Annotated in this window: 16 protein-coding genes; 8 read left to right on the top strand and 8 right to left on the bottom strand. The window is 67.4% G+C overall.

What is annotated here, in order from left to right:
- On the bottom strand, positions 1–867 hold the full coding sequence (locus AB0876_RS20525) for a polyphosphate kinase 2 family protein (protein WP_526042809.1): 867 nt from the start codon (positions 865–867) through the stop codon (positions 1–3).
- Positions 868–871: 4 nt separating this feature from the next.
- A complete protein-coding gene (locus AB0876_RS20520) occupies positions 872–1,576 on the bottom strand; it encodes a TetR/AcrR family transcriptional regulator (protein WP_055110487.1) in 705 nt (234 codons plus the stop codon).
- 106 nt (positions 1,577–1,682) lie between these two features.
- On the opposite strand from AB0876_RS20520, the gene AB0876_RS20515 reads away from it, so the two are divergent.
- The 5 genes from AB0876_RS20515 to AB0876_RS20495 all read left to right on the top strand — a co-directional run bounded on the left by AB0876_RS20515 (position 1,683) and on the right by AB0876_RS20495 (position 4,988).
- A complete protein-coding gene (locus AB0876_RS20515) occupies positions 1,683–3,011 on the top strand; it encodes a DUF445 domain-containing protein (protein ID WP_491840375.1) in 1,329 nt (442 codons plus the stop codon).
- A gap of 89 nt (positions 3,012–3,100) precedes the next feature.
- A complete protein-coding gene (locus tag AB0876_RS20510; protein WP_055110485.1) occupies positions 3,101–3,505 on the top strand; it encodes a helix-turn-helix domain-containing protein in 405 nt (134 codons plus the stop codon).
- Positions 3,506–3,566: 61 nt separating this feature from the next.
- Positions 3,567–4,208 (top strand): heparin-binding hemagglutinin, encoded by a 642-nt coding sequence (locus tag AB0876_RS20505; protein ID WP_526042808.1) that lies wholly within the window; start codon positions 3,567–3,569, stop codon positions 4,206–4,208.
- A 71-nt stretch (positions 4,209–4,279) separates the two neighbouring features.
- Positions 4,280–4,564, top strand: coding sequence for a DUF2516 family protein (locus AB0876_RS20500; protein WP_055110484.1), 285 nt, complete (start codon positions 4,280–4,282; stop codon positions 4,562–4,564).
- A 4-nt stretch (positions 4,565–4,568) separates the two neighbouring features.
- Positions 4,569–4,988: a DUF2599 domain-containing protein gene (locus AB0876_RS20495; RefSeq protein WP_526042807.1), complete on the top strand. Its 420-nt coding sequence runs from the start codon at positions 4,569–4,571 to the stop codon at positions 4,986–4,988.
- Positions 4,989–5,032: 44 nt separating this feature from the next.
- On the opposite strand, the gene AB0876_RS20490 is transcribed toward AB0876_RS20495, so the two are convergent.
- From AB0876_RS20490 to AB0876_RS20470, 5 genes are read right to left on the bottom strand one after another with little or no spacing between them, the layout of a single operon-like run.
- Complete coding sequence (locus AB0876_RS20490) at positions 5,033–5,935, bottom strand: LmeA family phospholipid-binding protein (protein WP_526042806.1); 903 nt, start codon at positions 5,933–5,935, stop codon at positions 5,033–5,035.
- Positions 5,932–6,747, bottom strand: coding sequence for a carbon-nitrogen hydrolase family protein (locus tag AB0876_RS20485; protein ID WP_526042805.1), 816 nt, complete (start codon positions 6,745–6,747; stop codon positions 5,932–5,934). The genes AB0876_RS20490 and AB0876_RS20485 overlap by 4 nt, the downstream gene beginning before the upstream one ends.
- Before the next feature lie 5 nt (positions 6,748–6,752).
- Complete coding sequence (locus AB0876_RS20480; RefSeq protein WP_526043043.1) at positions 6,753–7,529, bottom strand: class I SAM-dependent methyltransferase; 777 nt, start codon at positions 7,527–7,529, stop codon at positions 6,753–6,755.
- 4 nt (positions 7,530–7,533) lie between these two features.
- Positions 7,534–8,046: a DUF2505 domain-containing protein gene (locus AB0876_RS20475; protein ID WP_491840380.1), complete on the bottom strand. Its 513-nt coding sequence runs from the start codon at positions 8,044–8,046 to the stop codon at positions 7,534–7,536.
- A gap of 23 nt (positions 8,047–8,069) precedes the next feature.
- Positions 8,070–8,576: a DUF2505 family protein gene (locus AB0876_RS20470; RefSeq protein WP_526042804.1), complete on the bottom strand. Its 507-nt coding sequence runs from the start codon at positions 8,574–8,576 to the stop codon at positions 8,070–8,072.
- A 26-nt stretch (positions 8,577–8,602) separates the two neighbouring features.
- On the opposite strand from AB0876_RS20470, the gene AB0876_RS20465 reads away from it, so the two are divergent.
- Together AB0876_RS20465 and AB0876_RS20460 are read left to right on the top strand one after the other, a co-directional pair.
- Entirely contained in the window at positions 8,603–9,706 is a 1,104-nt protein-coding gene (locus AB0876_RS20465) for a UDP-N-acetylmuramate dehydrogenase (protein ID WP_526042803.1), read from the top strand.
- Positions 9,707–9,712: 6 nt separating this feature from the next.
- The gene (locus AB0876_RS20460; RefSeq protein ID WP_491840383.1) at positions 9,713–11,041 is read left to right on the top strand and encodes a L,D-transpeptidase; all 1,329 of its coding nucleotides are present in this window, start codon (positions 9,713–9,715) and stop codon (positions 11,039–11,041) included.
- Positions 11,042–11,240: 199 nt separating this feature from the next.
- Here the strand turns inward: AB0876_RS20460 and AB0876_RS20455 are convergent, their stop codons facing one another.
- Complete coding sequence (locus AB0876_RS20455) at positions 11,241–12,005, bottom strand: SDR family oxidoreductase (protein WP_526042802.1); 765 nt, start codon at positions 12,003–12,005, stop codon at positions 11,241–11,243.
- A gap of 189 nt (positions 12,006–12,194) precedes the next feature.
- Between AB0876_RS20455 and AB0876_RS20450 the strand changes: the two genes are divergently transcribed.
- Positions 12,195–13,553, top strand: coding sequence for an ROK family protein (locus AB0876_RS20450; protein ID WP_526042801.1), 1,359 nt, complete (start codon positions 12,195–12,197; stop codon positions 13,551–13,553).
- The last annotated feature ends 5 nt before the right edge of the window (positions 13,554–13,558 follow it).

Here is a 13,558-nt window from a genome sequence, read left to right as displayed (position 1 = left end):
TTAGGCCTCAGCCAACCGCTTCTTCTCCGTCTCGACGTCGAAGTCCGCAGGCGGCCACGACATGTTGAGGCCCTTGAGCGCCTCGATGAGCAGTTCGGTGATGGCGAGCCGGCTGTACCACTTCTTGTCGCACGGCACGATGTGCCAGGGCGCGTAGTCGGTGGACGTCTTCTCCAGCATGGCCTGATAGGCCTCCTGGTATTTGGGCCACAGCAGCCGCTCGTCGATGTCGGCCGGGTTGTACTTCCAGTACTTGTCGGGCCGTTCGAGCCGCTCGGCCAGCCGTTCCTTCTGCTCGGCGAGTGAGACGAACATGGCCACCTTCACCAGGGTGGTGCCGGCATCGACCAATTCGCGTTCGAAGGCGTTGATCTCGTCGTAGCGGGTGCCCCAGACGTCCGGCGGCACCAGGTTGTGCACGCGGACGATCAGCACGTCCTCGTAGTGCGAGCGGTCGAACACCCCGATGTGCCCGGCAGGTGGGGGCGCGTTGCGGATCCGCCACAGGTAGTGGTGGGCGCGCTCCTCCTCGGTGGGCTTGCCGAAACTGGTGTAGCGGATGCCCTGGGGATTTGCCGCTCCCACAACGTGTTTGACGATCCCGCCCTTACCGGCGGTGTCCATGCCCTGCAGGATCAGCAGCACCGAGCGGTTGTCGTCACCACTCTTGCTGCGGGCGTAGAGCATTTCCTGCAGCGAGGCGAAGCGCATGTTGCGTTCGGTCTGCAGGGTGGGCGCATCGCTCTTGCTCCCGCGGAATCCCGGCGTGCTGTTGGCGTCGATGCGGGCGACCTCGTCGCCCGGGCGGAAAGCCAGCTGGTCATGTGGTTCGTGGGTCCACAGGGCAGGCAGATCTCTGTCGCTCACCCGTTCAGTCAAGCAGTTGTGGCGGCAAAACCGGTGATGGGTGTGGCAGTGAGTTGAACTTCTCCAGCGAGCCGCCGACTTCGACGATGCCGCACAGCGCGTTCCACGACAGCATGGTCAGGTAGTCGATCAGCTCATCGGCGGTCATCCGCGGGTTCGACATCCAGGAGTGGGTGGCCAGCTGGACCCCGCCGACGGTGTGGAACGCCCACGCCTCGGCGCCACGGGTGTCCATGCCGACCGAGGCCATGCGGCGGCGCAGCATCACGGCCAGCATGCGGGCGATGATCTGCTCGGAATCGGCGACGGCCTTGCTCTTGCTGGCAGAGTTGTTCGCCATCACGAACGGATAGATCTCGGGCTCGGCGGCAACGGTTTCCACGTAGACCTTGATGATCTCGCGGGTCAGATCGAATCCGTCGAGGTTCGAGGACAGGGCAGCGGCCATGTTGGGGATCAGGGTGGTCTGGGCGAACCGCATCATCACGGCGGTGGTGAGGTCGTTCTTGTCGACGAAGTAGCGGTACAGCACCGTCTTGGAAACGCCGATCTCCGCGGCGATCTCGTCCATGCTGACGTTGCTGCCCTGGCGCCGGATCGCTTCGAGGGTGCCGTCTACCAGCTCGTTGCGCCGCTCCACCTTGTGCTGGTGCCAGCGCCGTTTGCGTCCATCGGTCTTCACCGTCACCGGCGGAGTCTGCTGTGCCACTGTCGCAGTAGTCCCATTCCCTAGTTCCACTTGATACTACGGCGAATCTGCGGATACCGGCTTGAGGGTCAGGCCGTCAGTCGCGGCGATAGCGCAAGATGGAAAGGTGGCACATCGAACCGACGCCGGAGTCCGCGCGCATGCGGGCCCGCGGCAAAGTTTTGCCGAAACGCTGGCCGGCGCGGACAGCGCTGCCGACGCCGAACGCCAACGGGGTTTGCGGCGGATGAAGCTGGTGGCGCTGAGCTTCCTGGTCGGCGCCACAGTGATCTTCCTTCTGTGCACCTGGGCTCAGTCGCGGGGCGCGGCCGGGTGGGTCGGGTACGTGCGTGCGGCGGCCGAGGCCGGCATGGTCGGCGCGCTTGCCGACTGGTTCGCGGTGACCGCGCTGTTCAAGCATCCGTTGGGCCTGCCGATCCCGCACACGGCCATCATCAAGCGCAAGAAGGACCAGCTGGGCGAGGGTCTGGGCACGTTCGTCCGGGAGAACTTCATGTCTCCCGAGGTGATCGCCACCAAACTGCACGACGCCCAGGTCGCGGGCCGGCTGGGCAAGTGGCTGTGCGACCGTCCGCATGCCGAGCGGGTGGCCGCCGAGGCGTCGACCGTGCTGCGGGTCGGGGTCGAGATGCTGCGCGACGAGGACGTCCAGCACGTGTTGGACCGGATGATCGTCAAGCGCATCGCCGAGCCCAAATGGGGACCGCCGATCGGCCGCGTGCTCTCCACTCTGCTGCAGGAGGGCCGCCAGGAAGCGCTGATCCAGCTGTTGTGCGACCGGGCGTTCCAATGGTCGTTGAACTCCGGCGAGGTGATCGAGCGGGTGATCGAGCGGGATTCGCCGACCTGGTCGCCGCGCTGGGTGGACCACCTGGTCGGAGAACGGATCCACCGGGAGCTGATGGACTTCACCGACAAGGTGCGGCGCAACCCCGACCACGAGCTGCGCCGCTCGGCCACCCGGTTCCTGTTCGAGTTCGCCGACGACCTGCAGAACGACGAGGCGACGATTCAGCGCGCCGAGAACGTCAAGGACCAGATCATGGGCCGCGACGAGGTGACGCGGGCGGCCGAGACCGCGTGGGCGGCGGCCAAGCGGATCATCCTGGAATCGGTGGACGACCCGTCCTCGGCGCTGCGCACCCGGATCGCCGACTCGGTGATGCGCATCGGGGAGTCGCTGCGTGACGACGCCGAGCTGCGCGACAAGGTCGACAGCTGGATCATCCGAGGCGCGAAACACCTGGTCGCGGAGTATGGGACCGAGATCACAGCAATCATCACCGAGACCATCGAACGCTGGGATGCCGACGAGGCGAGCCGCCGGATCGAGCTCCATGTGGGCCGTGACCTGCAATTTATCCGGATCAACGGCACGGTGGTTGGATCGCTGGCGGGCCTGATCATCTATTCGGTAGCCCAACTACTCTTCTGACCTGCGCTAACTAGTGCTTGCAAAAGTTAGCACCCCGTCGTAGCGTGAATTTCGTCGTTAACGGATACACGGCCTACGAGGGGAATGACATGGCGCAAGACGAAAATCTCGCCGCTGTCGTCTCCAACGCTGCGCAGGACATCGGAAGCTTCATCCGGGCCCAGCGCGAGGCGGCGCAGGTATCGGTTCGGCAGTTGGCCGAGAAGGCCGGCGTCAGCAATCCCTACCTGAGCCAGATCGAACGGGGATTGCGGAAACCCTCCGCCGACGTGCTCAACCAGATCGCGAAGGCACTTCGGGTGTCCGCGGAAGTCCTCTATGTGCGCGCCGGGATCTTGGAGCCCAGCGAGCCCAGCGAGGTCCGCGACGCCATCGTCAACGACGTGGGGATCACCGAGCGGCAGAAGCAGGTGCTGCTCGATATCTACACATCGTTCCGGCAGCAGAACGAAGCCGAAGCAGGTGAGGAGCAGACATCTGATCCGACTGACTGACACCTCACCAACTGACCGATAACCCATTCGCACGAAAAGCCATCCTGAGAAAGGAATTCGCATGACCGAGAAGACTCAGCCCACCATCGAAGACCTCAAGGCCCCGCTGCTGGCCGCCGTCGGCGCTGCCGACCTGGCCCTGGCCACGGTCAACGAGATCGTCGCCAGCCTGCGTGAGCGTGCCGAGGGCGCGCGCACCGACGCCGAGGCCCGCGTCGAGGAGAGCCGCGCCCGCCTGAACAAGCTGCAGGAAGAGCTGCCGGCCCAGTTCGGTGAGCTGCGCGAGAAGCTGAACTCCGACGAGCTGCGCAAGGCCGCCGAGGGCTACGCCGATCAGGCCACCGCGACCTACAACAAGCTGGTCGAGCGCGGCGAGGCCGCGTTGGAGCGCCTGCGCAACCAGCCGGCCATCGAAGAGGCCGCCAGCCGGGTCGAGGGCTACACCGACCAGGTTTCCGAGCTGACCCAGGAGGCCCTGGGCACCGTGGCGACCCAGACCCGCGCGGTCGGCGAGCGCGCCGCCAAGCTGGTCGGCGTCGAGCTGCCGAAGAAGGCCGAGAAGGCCGAGGCCCCCGCTGCTGCCGCCCCCGCCAAGAAGGCCGCCCCGGCCAAGAAGGCCCCGGCTGCTCCGGCCAAGAAGGCTGCCACCCCGGCCGCCAAGAAGACCACGGCCGCTCCGGCCAAGAAGGTCACCCAGAAGTAATACGGTGTCGATCGGCGGGGCGTGAGCCCCGTCGGTCGACGCTGACGATGAGGCCCGCATAGGCTGGTGAGGTGCAACTTGCCAACCTTGCGGGCCTCATTATTTCCGTGCTCGGTTACGTGGTCGTTCTCGTGACCGTGTACGCCTTCGTACATGCGGCTATGCAGCGCCCGGACGCCTATACGGCCACCGGCAAACTCACCAAGCCGGTATGGCTGGCCATCCTGGGTGTGAGCGCGGTGCTGACGCTGCTGGTGGGTGGTGTGTTCATCCCTGTCATCGCGGCCTGCGCCACCGGTGTGTACCTCGTCGACGTGCGGCCCAAGCTGCTCGAAATCCAGGGAAAGTCGCACTGACCTGATGCGCTCGTCACTGGCCGCGCTCGGCGCGGCTTGTCTCGCGCTGGGCGCGACATTGGCCTCGGTCCCCGTTGCTGCCGCCGACCCGGCTGCTGACCACATCTACGTCGACCACGTCGAATGGGCCAAATGGGGTGACCTGTCGAGCCTGCGCGTCTATCCGACTGACGCTGCCCGGGAGCTGGCCCGTCAGCCGGGCAACGTCGCGCAGGGCGACCAGGCCTGGGCCGAGGTACTGGCCCTGTCTCCGGATGCGGACCTGCCCGGGATGCGTGAGCAGTTCGTGTGTCACTGGACGTTCGCCGAACTCACCGAACCCGGCAAGACCAGCTGGAACCTTGAGCCGTGGCGGCCCGAGGTCGCCCCCGAGGTGATGCTGGCCAGCGGATGCAATCCCGGCGGCAGTGAGGAACCGTTCTGATGGGCACGCTGCACCCGCGCCGAGGCGGCTGAGCGCGGGAAAACTCAGAGCTTGTCGAAGCAGGGATCGTCGGCCGGTTTCGGCATCGACGCGTTCTTCGTCGAGAACTTCGCCACCACGCCGCTGTCGGTGACCTGCACGCTGTCGGCGTGGATCCCCATCGGATAGTTCTCGGTCAGCTGGGAAGTGAACTTGTCCAGGATCGGCTGCAGCGTCTCCCGCGGCCACGACAGTCCGATCGCGCTCAGGTCGACGATCTGCATCGAGATGCCCTTGTTGACCACGGTGGGCTTGGCGGTGATGGTGCCGAGCAGGCCCTTGAGCTCGATCGTCCCGTTCGACGGGTTGGTCTTCACATCCGAGATGGCCGAGCCGATGAACGGCAGCTGGACCATGTCGGCCACCGTCTGGCGGATGCCGTCGGTGCCCCAGGTGATGTCGGCGACCAGCGAGCCCACGGTGCCGCTGGAATCGGCGGTCTCCTGGATGCGCACGTCCTCGATGCCGAGCTTCACCTGCATGCCCTTGGCTTCGCGGATCTGGTTGCCCGCGGTCTCGATGTTGATGTTGGTGTAGTGCCCGCTCACGTGCTGCATCAGGAATGGCGGCAGCGGGTCGAACGAGGCCTTCGCGCCGTCCTGCACGATGCATTCGACGATCGAGGCGACGATCTTGTCGGCCCGGCTGCGGGCGTACAGCTCACCGCCGAGCACACCGGCGGCGACCAGGGCCACCACGATCACGAAGACCAGCACCACCGACAACGGATCCGACAGCAGCTTCTTGACCTTCGCCAGTGCCGACGTGCCCTCCGGGCCCTGCGGCTGGGGAGCTGCGGGCGCCGGTTCATTGACCTGACCCGGCTGAGCCGTCGGGGGCTGCGGAGGCAGCTCCTGGGTAGGCGAGGGCGGGGACTGGTCGGTTGGGCGAGCCCAGGGATCGGTCACCCCAGCGATTGTGCCTTACCGAACTGAGCGAACTGTGAGCGGTTCTGCAGCACTGCGATGGTGTCCCGGACCTGGTTGGCGGCATCGAGGTCGACGTCGAAGACCAGCAACTCCGGCTCGGCGCCGGCCGCGGCGAGAACCTCCCCGGTGGGGGAGGCGACCACACTGACACCGACGCCGGTCGGCCCGACTTTGGCGATCTCGTCGCCCGGGTACGCCTGGTCCACCGCGGCGATGAACCCGGTGGTGTCCAGCGCCCGGGCCCGGGCCAACAGGGTCCACTGTTCCAGCTTGCCTGGCCCGGACCCCCATGAGGCATGCACGGTGATCAACTGGGCGCCGCGGCGGGCGAGCTCCACGTAGAGCTCGGGGAACCGGATGTCGTAGCAGGTGCTCAGGCCGACCGTGACCCCGTCGACCGTGATGGTCACCGGATCGAAACCCGGTGCCACAGTGCGTGATTCGGCGAATCCGAACGCGTCGTACAGGTGGATCTTGTGGTAGTGCGCATCGACGCCGGGGCCGGTCGCGATCAGGGTGTTGGTGACCCGCCCGTCGTCACTGGGGACGAACATCCCGGCCACCACGACCACCCCGGCCCGCGCGGCGATTTCACGCACCGCCGTCGCCCACGGCCCGTCGAGGTTCTCGGCGACGGGGCCCAGCGGCACGCCGAAGCGGCACATCGTGGCCTCGGGGAACAACACCAACCGGGCGCCGTCCGCGGCGGCGCGCCGGGTGTACTCGTCGACCAGTGCGAGATTCGACGACGGGTCCGTGTCGGTGGCGATCTGCGCCAGGGCAATTCGCATGCGGTTCAGCTTAGTGGCGCGATGGTCGACCAGGGCACGGTCAACACTCCGTCACGCAGGCGGCGGCGTGGCGCGGCGACCGGCCACCCCTCGGTGCGCAACAGCTCCACCATGGCTCGCCAGCGCACCCGCGGTCCGAATACGCCGTGGCCGGCCGCGCTGGCCCACGCCCGGTCGGCGGCGCCGAGCAGCGCGTGGATCGGCTGACCTTCGACGTTGTGGTGGATCAGCACCTTGGGCAGCCGTTCCGCCAGATCCGACGGGCGCTCGATGCTGAACGGGTCACACGCCAGGGTCAGGGTCACCGGCCCGTCCGCGTCCAACAGCACCCAGCAGCATCGGCGGCCCAGCTCGTCGCAGGTTCCGTCGACGATCAGCCCACCGGGCGCGAGCCGACGGGACATCGTCGCCCAGGCATCCGGCACCGCCTCGACCGGATACTGACGCAACACGTTGAACGCCCGCACCAGCACGGGGCGCAGCCCGGCCAACTCGAACCCGCCGAGGGCGAAGTGCACGTCGCTGACACCGGACATCGCGCGGGCGGTGGCCACGCGTTCCGGGTGGATCTCCAGGCCGACGACCCGCACGTCGGGACGCACCGACTGCAGCCGCGCGGCCAGTTCGAACGTGGTCACCGGCAGCGCGCCGTACCCGAGGTCGACCACCAGCGGGTCGGTCGCGGCCCGCAACACACTGCGCACCCGCGGCGAGTGCACCAGCCAACGGTCACTGCGGCGCAGCCGGTTGTACCCGGTGGTGCCCCGGGTGACCGCGCCGATGGGTCTAGACGTGCTCGGCGATCCACTCAGCGGTGAACGCCCCCTCGATGGTGAAAACCTCGTTGACGGACTGCAGGACCATGTCTTCGAGCTTGCCCCCGACCAGGGGCATCGGCACCTTGCACGTGCTGTCGACCTCGAGCCGGCTGCCCGCGGACGCCCCGGTGAGCACGTAGCGGCCGTCGAGCCGGCCCGGGACGTGTGAAACCGAGGCGGTGTAATGGCCTTTCGCGCCCTGCGGGTCGAAGGGGCCGAAAATCTGCCTGCGGGTGATCGCCATGTCGAGCGGTATCACCGAGCGCAGGAGGGCGGGTAACTCCTCGCGCGGCAGCACCTGCCGGAACTCGACCTCGATCCCGCTCCCGTCGGAGCTGAACGCCGTGATGTCGGATTTCCCGGGCGTGAGGTCGTCGTATCGGTCCATCAGGGCCTGCCAGTAATCGCCGTTCGCGAACACGGCATACATCGTCTCGGCGGGTGCGTCGTACTTCAACGTCGACTGCCGGCTTCGGCTCATGGCTACCGACCGTACCGCCGGATTCAGCTGTGATCGGTGATCCACCCCGAGGTGAACCGTTGTTCGGCGGTCAACAGGTCGACCAGCTGCGAGCCGATGAAACTCTCGATCTTGCCGCCGACCAGCGGCACCCTCACCTCGACCGTGATGTGCACCGACAAGCGGCAGCCGGCGTCGGTCCCGGTCAGTGTCGCGGACCCGGACAGCGACACCGGTGCCCCTGAGATGGAGCCCTGGACCGTGCCGCGGGATGCGCCGTCACGGATCGGCTGCCAGTGCTCCTCGCGGCGGATCTTCAGATCGCCGCGGTGGAACTGTGACACCAGCCCGGGCAGCCGGTTTGCGTGCAGGATCTGCGTGGTGACCGCTTTGATCTCGCCGTCGCCGGACACGGTCAGGGCGTCGAGAGTGGCTTCGTCGGCCCCTGAATCGGCCAGCCGGGCCAACCAATACTGTTCGTCAGCGAATGCCCGGTGGACCTGTTCGACGCCGGCTTCGTAATCGGTGGCCATGTCGAATGATCGCGGCATAGCTGGTCACGCTACCGTTACGGGCCGTGGTCAGTTCGTATGTTGCCGGGGTCGCGGTCGCCGAGTCGGTTGCGCTGGCCCCGCTGACCACGCTGCGCGTCGGTCCGGTGGCTCGGAGGGTGCTGACCTGCACCAGTACCGATCAGCTCATCGATGTGCTGCGCGCGGTCGCCGATCCGATCCTGGTGCTGGCCGGCGGATCCAACGTGGTGCTGGCCGACGATCTCTCCGAGACGATGCCCGACCTGACCGTGGTGCGCGTGGCCAACACCGCGATCACGGTCGAGGGCAACCTGCTGCGCGCCGAGGCCGGTGCGGTGTTCGACGATGTCGTCGTCGAGTCCCTCAATCATGGGCTGGGCGGGCTCGAATGTCTGTCCGGGATACCGGGATCGGCCGGGGCCACCCCGGTGCAGAACGTGGGTGCCTACGGCGCCGAGGTTGCCGACACCATCAGCCGGGTGCGCTTGCTCGACCGGGGCACGGGTGAAGTCCGTTGGGCCGCATCGGAAGAACTCAAGTTCGGCTACCGCACCAGCATCCTCAAACACTCCGATGCCGTCATCGTGCTCGAAGTCGAGTTCGCCCTGGAAGCGGATGGGGCCCCGGGCCGCAGAAGCGCACCGCTGCGGTACCGCGAACTGGCCACCGCGCTGGGAGTGGAACCCGGGGAGCGGGCCGACCCGATGCGTGTTCGCCAGACCGTGCTGCAGTTGCGTTCCGGCAAAGGGATGGTGCTCGACGCCGATGACCACGACACCTGGAGCGTCGGGTCGTTCTTCACCAATCCCGTGGTGTCGCAGGCCGAGTTCGAGCGGGTGCAGGCCACGTTCGAGGCGGGCCGGGACGGAGCGGCGGGAGCGGTGCCGCATTACCCGGCACCCGACGGGGTCAAGCTCGCGGCAGGCTGGCTCGTCGAGCACGCCGGCTTCGGTAAGGGCTACCCCGGTGAGGGGGCTCCGGCGCGGCTTTCCACCAAGCATGCGCTGGCTCTGACCAATCGTGGCGAGGCGAACACTGCCGATGTGATTGCCCTGGCCAGAGCGGTGCAGGCGGGGGTTTTGGACCGCTTCGGGATCATGCTGCACCCAGAACCGATTCTGATTGGGTGCGATCTATCAGTACCCTAGATCCACGTGAGCCCTGGCGGTGATATAGAGGCGGATGCGCCGTTGTTCAATCGGCGGCGTGCCCTGACGGTGTTGACCGTCGGAATGGGAGCCGGACTGCTGGCTGCCTGCTCGGGAAAATCGCCCGTCTCGGCACCTGAGGCCGCCGGGCCTGCGGCGCCGACGGTGACCTACGAGCCTGCCGCCGACTCCGATGACGTGCTGCCGACGGCGCCGGTCGGTGTCAAGGTCGAGAACGGCGTGTTCCAGCGCGTCAGCCTGACCAACGCCAACGGCAAAGTCGTCGCCGGCAAATTCAACAGCGACCGCACGGCATTCACTGTCACCGAACCCCTCGGCTACGAATCCACCTACACGTGGGCGGGCGCCGTGGTGGGGCAGGACGGCAAGTCCGAATCCGTGCAGGGCAAATTCTCCACCGTCGCCCCGCAGAAACAGGTCAACGGACAGTTCCAGCTCGCCGACGGCCAGGTCGTCGGCGTTGCCGCGCCGATCATCCTGCAGTTCGATGCCGCGATCGACGACAAGTACCGGGCGACCGTCGAAAAAGCTCTTCAGGTCACGACCACCCCGCCCGTCGAGGGCAGCTGGGCATGGCTGCCCGACGAGGCCGGCGGCTCGCGCGTGCACTGGCGCACCCGGGAGTACTACCCGGCCGGAACCAAGGTCAGCGTCAAGGCGCCGCTGTACGGCGTCAGCTTCGGTGACGGCGCCTACGGTGCGGCGGACTCGACGCTCGACATCGAGATCGGCCGCCGCCAGGTCGTCAAGGCCGAGGCCTCCAGCCACCGCATCCAGGTGCTCGACGGATCCGGCGCGGTGATCATGGACTTCCCGTGCAGCTACGGCGAGGGCGACCTCGACCGTAACGTCACGCGCAGCGGCATCCACGTGGTCACCGAGAAGTACGAGGACTTCTGGATGACCAACCCGGCCGCCGGCTACAGCAATGTGCACGAACGCTTCGCGGTGCGGATCTCCAACAACGGTGAGTTCATCCACTGCAACCCCAACAGCATCGGTTCGCAGGGCAACACCAACGTGACCAACGGTTGCATCAACCTGAACCTGGAGAACTCGCAGCAGTACTTCAACAGCGCGATGTACGGCGACCCCGTCGAGGTGACCGGGACCCGGATCCAGCTGTCCTACGCCGACGGCGACCTCTGGGACTGGGCGGTGGACTGGAGCGAGTGGAAGTCCATGTCCGCGCTGTCCTCGGAGGATTCGCCGTCGAATCTGCCGGCCAGCGCGCCGGCGACGCCGACCGACGCGCCCACCCTGTCCGGCACGCCGACGACCACGACGCCGCCGAAGCCCACCCCGGGCGGCTGAACCTTTACGGGCATCCGTCCCGCCATCTGTCGCCGTTTTCGACACAAGGGTCGTGGCCATTGAAGAAGTGCAGCCGTGACGTCGAAATCGGCGAGCCGCGGATGCCGGGGAAGCCCTCGGCGCATCACACCTGACGGTTGCGGGGCTAGTCGTTCAACCTCCGGTTACCGGGCTAGTCGTTCAACCTCCGGTTACCGGGCTAGTCGTTCAACCTCCGGTTGAAGCGGGACCCTGGGGCCCCGCTGACCTGGTCACGAGGCCTGACCACGATCAGGTCCAGATCGACGTGAGACGGGCGTGAGGCGACGAAACCGATCACCTCGGCGATGTCCTCGGCCACCAGCGGGGTAACCCCCTCATAGACCATCTCGGCTCGCTCCTCGTCCCCGTCGAAGCGGTTCAGCGAGAAGTCGGTCTGCACCATCCCGGGCGCAACTTCGGTGAGCCGCACGGGTTTTCCGAGCAATTCGCTGCGCAGGGTGCGGTGCAAGACGCCCTGGGCGTGCTTGGCTGAGGTGTAGCCCGCCCCGTTGTCATAGATCTCGACGGCGGCGATCGAGGTGACGGTGATGATCAGCCCGTCGCCGGAGTCGATGAGCTTGGGCAGCAGCGCGCGGGTGACGCGCAGGGTGCCCAGCACGTTGGACTCCCACATCCAGCGCCAGTGGTCGATCTCGGCCTCGGCTACCGGCTCCAGCCCGCGGGCGCCGCCGGCGTTGTTCACCAGCACATCCACCCGGTCCAACTGGGCCGCCAAGGCGTCGACCGAGGCCTGGTCGGTGACGTCCGCCACAATCGCGGTCCCGCCGATCTCGTCGGCCAGCGCCTGGACCCGATCGGCCCGGCGGGCCGCGCAGACCACGTGAAAGCCCAGGGCGGCAAGGGATCTGGCGGTAGCGGCACCGATCCCGGCGCTGGCGCCGGTGACCACTGCGACCCTTTTTTCTGACTGTGATGTCGTCACATGACCAACATTAGATGGCGTGCTAAGTTCTTCGTGTGTCCGGAAACCTCCAGTCCCGCTTCGTGCGGCGTGCGTGTTGTTGTTGCGCACCCCGCCGCGCCTGACTGAACCCGGACACCGTTTCACGTCCTGCTGAGTCGCCAGGTGTGGTCTTCACCCACCAGCCGACAATCAGTAAGGACCATTCACGTGACCACCGCCATCGCCGCTCCCCGCCGCACTTCCGCCCGTTCCGCTGCCGTCTCTTCGAACGGCGCCTCCACGCGGACCGCCCGGTCGCTGTCCGCCGCCTCGCGCTACCCGCAGTCGCGGCTGCTGCACATCGTCGCCCCGTCGCTGAAGGTGCCTGACGCCGCCGCGGCCTCGGTCTTCAGCGCCGTCCGCTCCCGCGGGCCCATCGCCCGAGACGCCATCGCGCAGCTCACGCAGTTGAGCATCGCGACCGTCAACCGTCAGGTCACAGCCCTGCTCGACGCCGGAATCCTGCGTGAGCGTGCGGATCTCGCGGTCTCCGGGGCCATCGGACGGCCCCGGGTGCCCGTCGAGGTCAACCACGAGCCCTACCTCACGCTCGGCATCCACATCGGTGCGCGCACCACGAGCATCGTGGCCACCGACCTGTTCGGTCGCACGCTCGACGTGGTCGAGACCCCGACCCCGTCGGGTCCCCAGTCCGCGGCGTTGGCCACGTTGGCCGCCAGCGCCCGCCGGTACCTGAGCCGCTGGCACCGTCGTCGCCCGTTGTGGGTCGGCGTCGCCGCAGGTGGCGTCGTCGACAGCGCCACCGGATACCTCGATCACCCGCGGCTGGGCTGGGCCGATGCCCCGGTGGGCCCGGTGCTCGCCGAAGCGCTGGCGCTGCCCGTGTCGGTGGCCTCGCACGTGGATGCGATGGCCGGTGCCGAACTGCTATTGGGGGGACGCCGTTCCTCCCCGGAGGCCGCCGGGGCTCCGGCCCGGACCAGCCTCTATGTCTATGCCCGCGAGACCGTCGGCTATGCGCTCTCGATCGATGGCCGGGTGCACTCGCCGGCAAGCGGTCCCGGCACCATCGCCGGTCTGCCTGCGCAATCCGAATTGCTCGGCGGATCAGGGCAATTGGAGTCCACCGTGAGTGACGAGGCGGTGCTCAACGCGGCCCGCAGACTGCGGATCATCCCGGCCGAAGGTCCGTCCTCGACGCTGCCCGCGGTGCTTCGCGCAGCCCGGCAGGGTAACGAGAAGGCGGTCGAGCTGCTGGCCGACCGGGCCCGCGTGCTTGGCGAGGCCGTCGCGCTCCTGCGCGATTTGCTCAACCCCGACGATCTGGTGCTCGGGGGCCAGGCCTTCACCGAATACCCCGAAGGCATGCCCGTCGTGGAGGACGCCGTCACGCGCCGCTCGGTGCTGGGGCCCCGCGACATCCGGCTGACGGCCTTCGGTAACCGGGTTCAGGAGGCCAGTGCCGGCATCGTTTCGCTTGGCGGTCTCTACGCGGATCCGATCGGCGCCATGCGGCGTGCCCAAACCCGCCGGTCGGCGAGCGGGGCCGGCATAGCCGCGGTGTAGACATA

The sequence above is a fragment of the Mycobacterium sp. NPDC049093 genome (genome assembly GCF_040704635.1).
Taxonomy (GTDB): domain Bacteria; phylum Actinomycetota; class Actinomycetes; order Mycobacteriales; family Mycobacteriaceae; genus Mycobacterium.
The sequence above is the reverse complement of the archived record's forward strand: the minus strand, read 5'-3'. Positions and strand labels throughout refer to the sequence as shown.

What these genes read in the sequence shown, in the direction of transcription:
- AB0876_RS20510 (WP_055110485.1), top strand. Translation starts at nt 3,101, where the DNA reads ATGGCGCAAGACGAAAATCTCGCCGCTGTCGTCTCCAACGCTGCGCAG.
- AB0876_RS20505 (WP_526042808.1), top strand. Translation starts at nt 3,567, where the DNA reads ATGACCGAGAAGACTCAGCCCACCATCGAAGACCTCAAGGCCCCGCTG.
- AB0876_RS20495 (WP_526042807.1), top strand. Translation starts at nt 4,569, where the DNA reads ATGCGCTCGTCACTGGCCGCGCTCGGCGCGGCTTGTCTCGCGCTGGGC.
- AB0876_RS20485 (WP_526042805.1), bottom strand. Translation starts at nt 6,747, where the DNA reads ATGCGAATTGCCCTGGCGCAGATCGCCACCGACACGGACCCGTCGTCG.
- AB0876_RS20475 (WP_491840380.1), bottom strand. Translation starts at nt 8,046, where the DNA reads ATGAGCCGAAGCCGGCAGTCGACGTTGAAGTACGACGCACCCGCCGAG.
- AB0876_RS20470 (WP_526042804.1), bottom strand. Translation starts at nt 8,576, where the DNA reads ATGCCGCGATCATTCGACATGGCCACCGATTACGAAGCCGGCGTCGAA.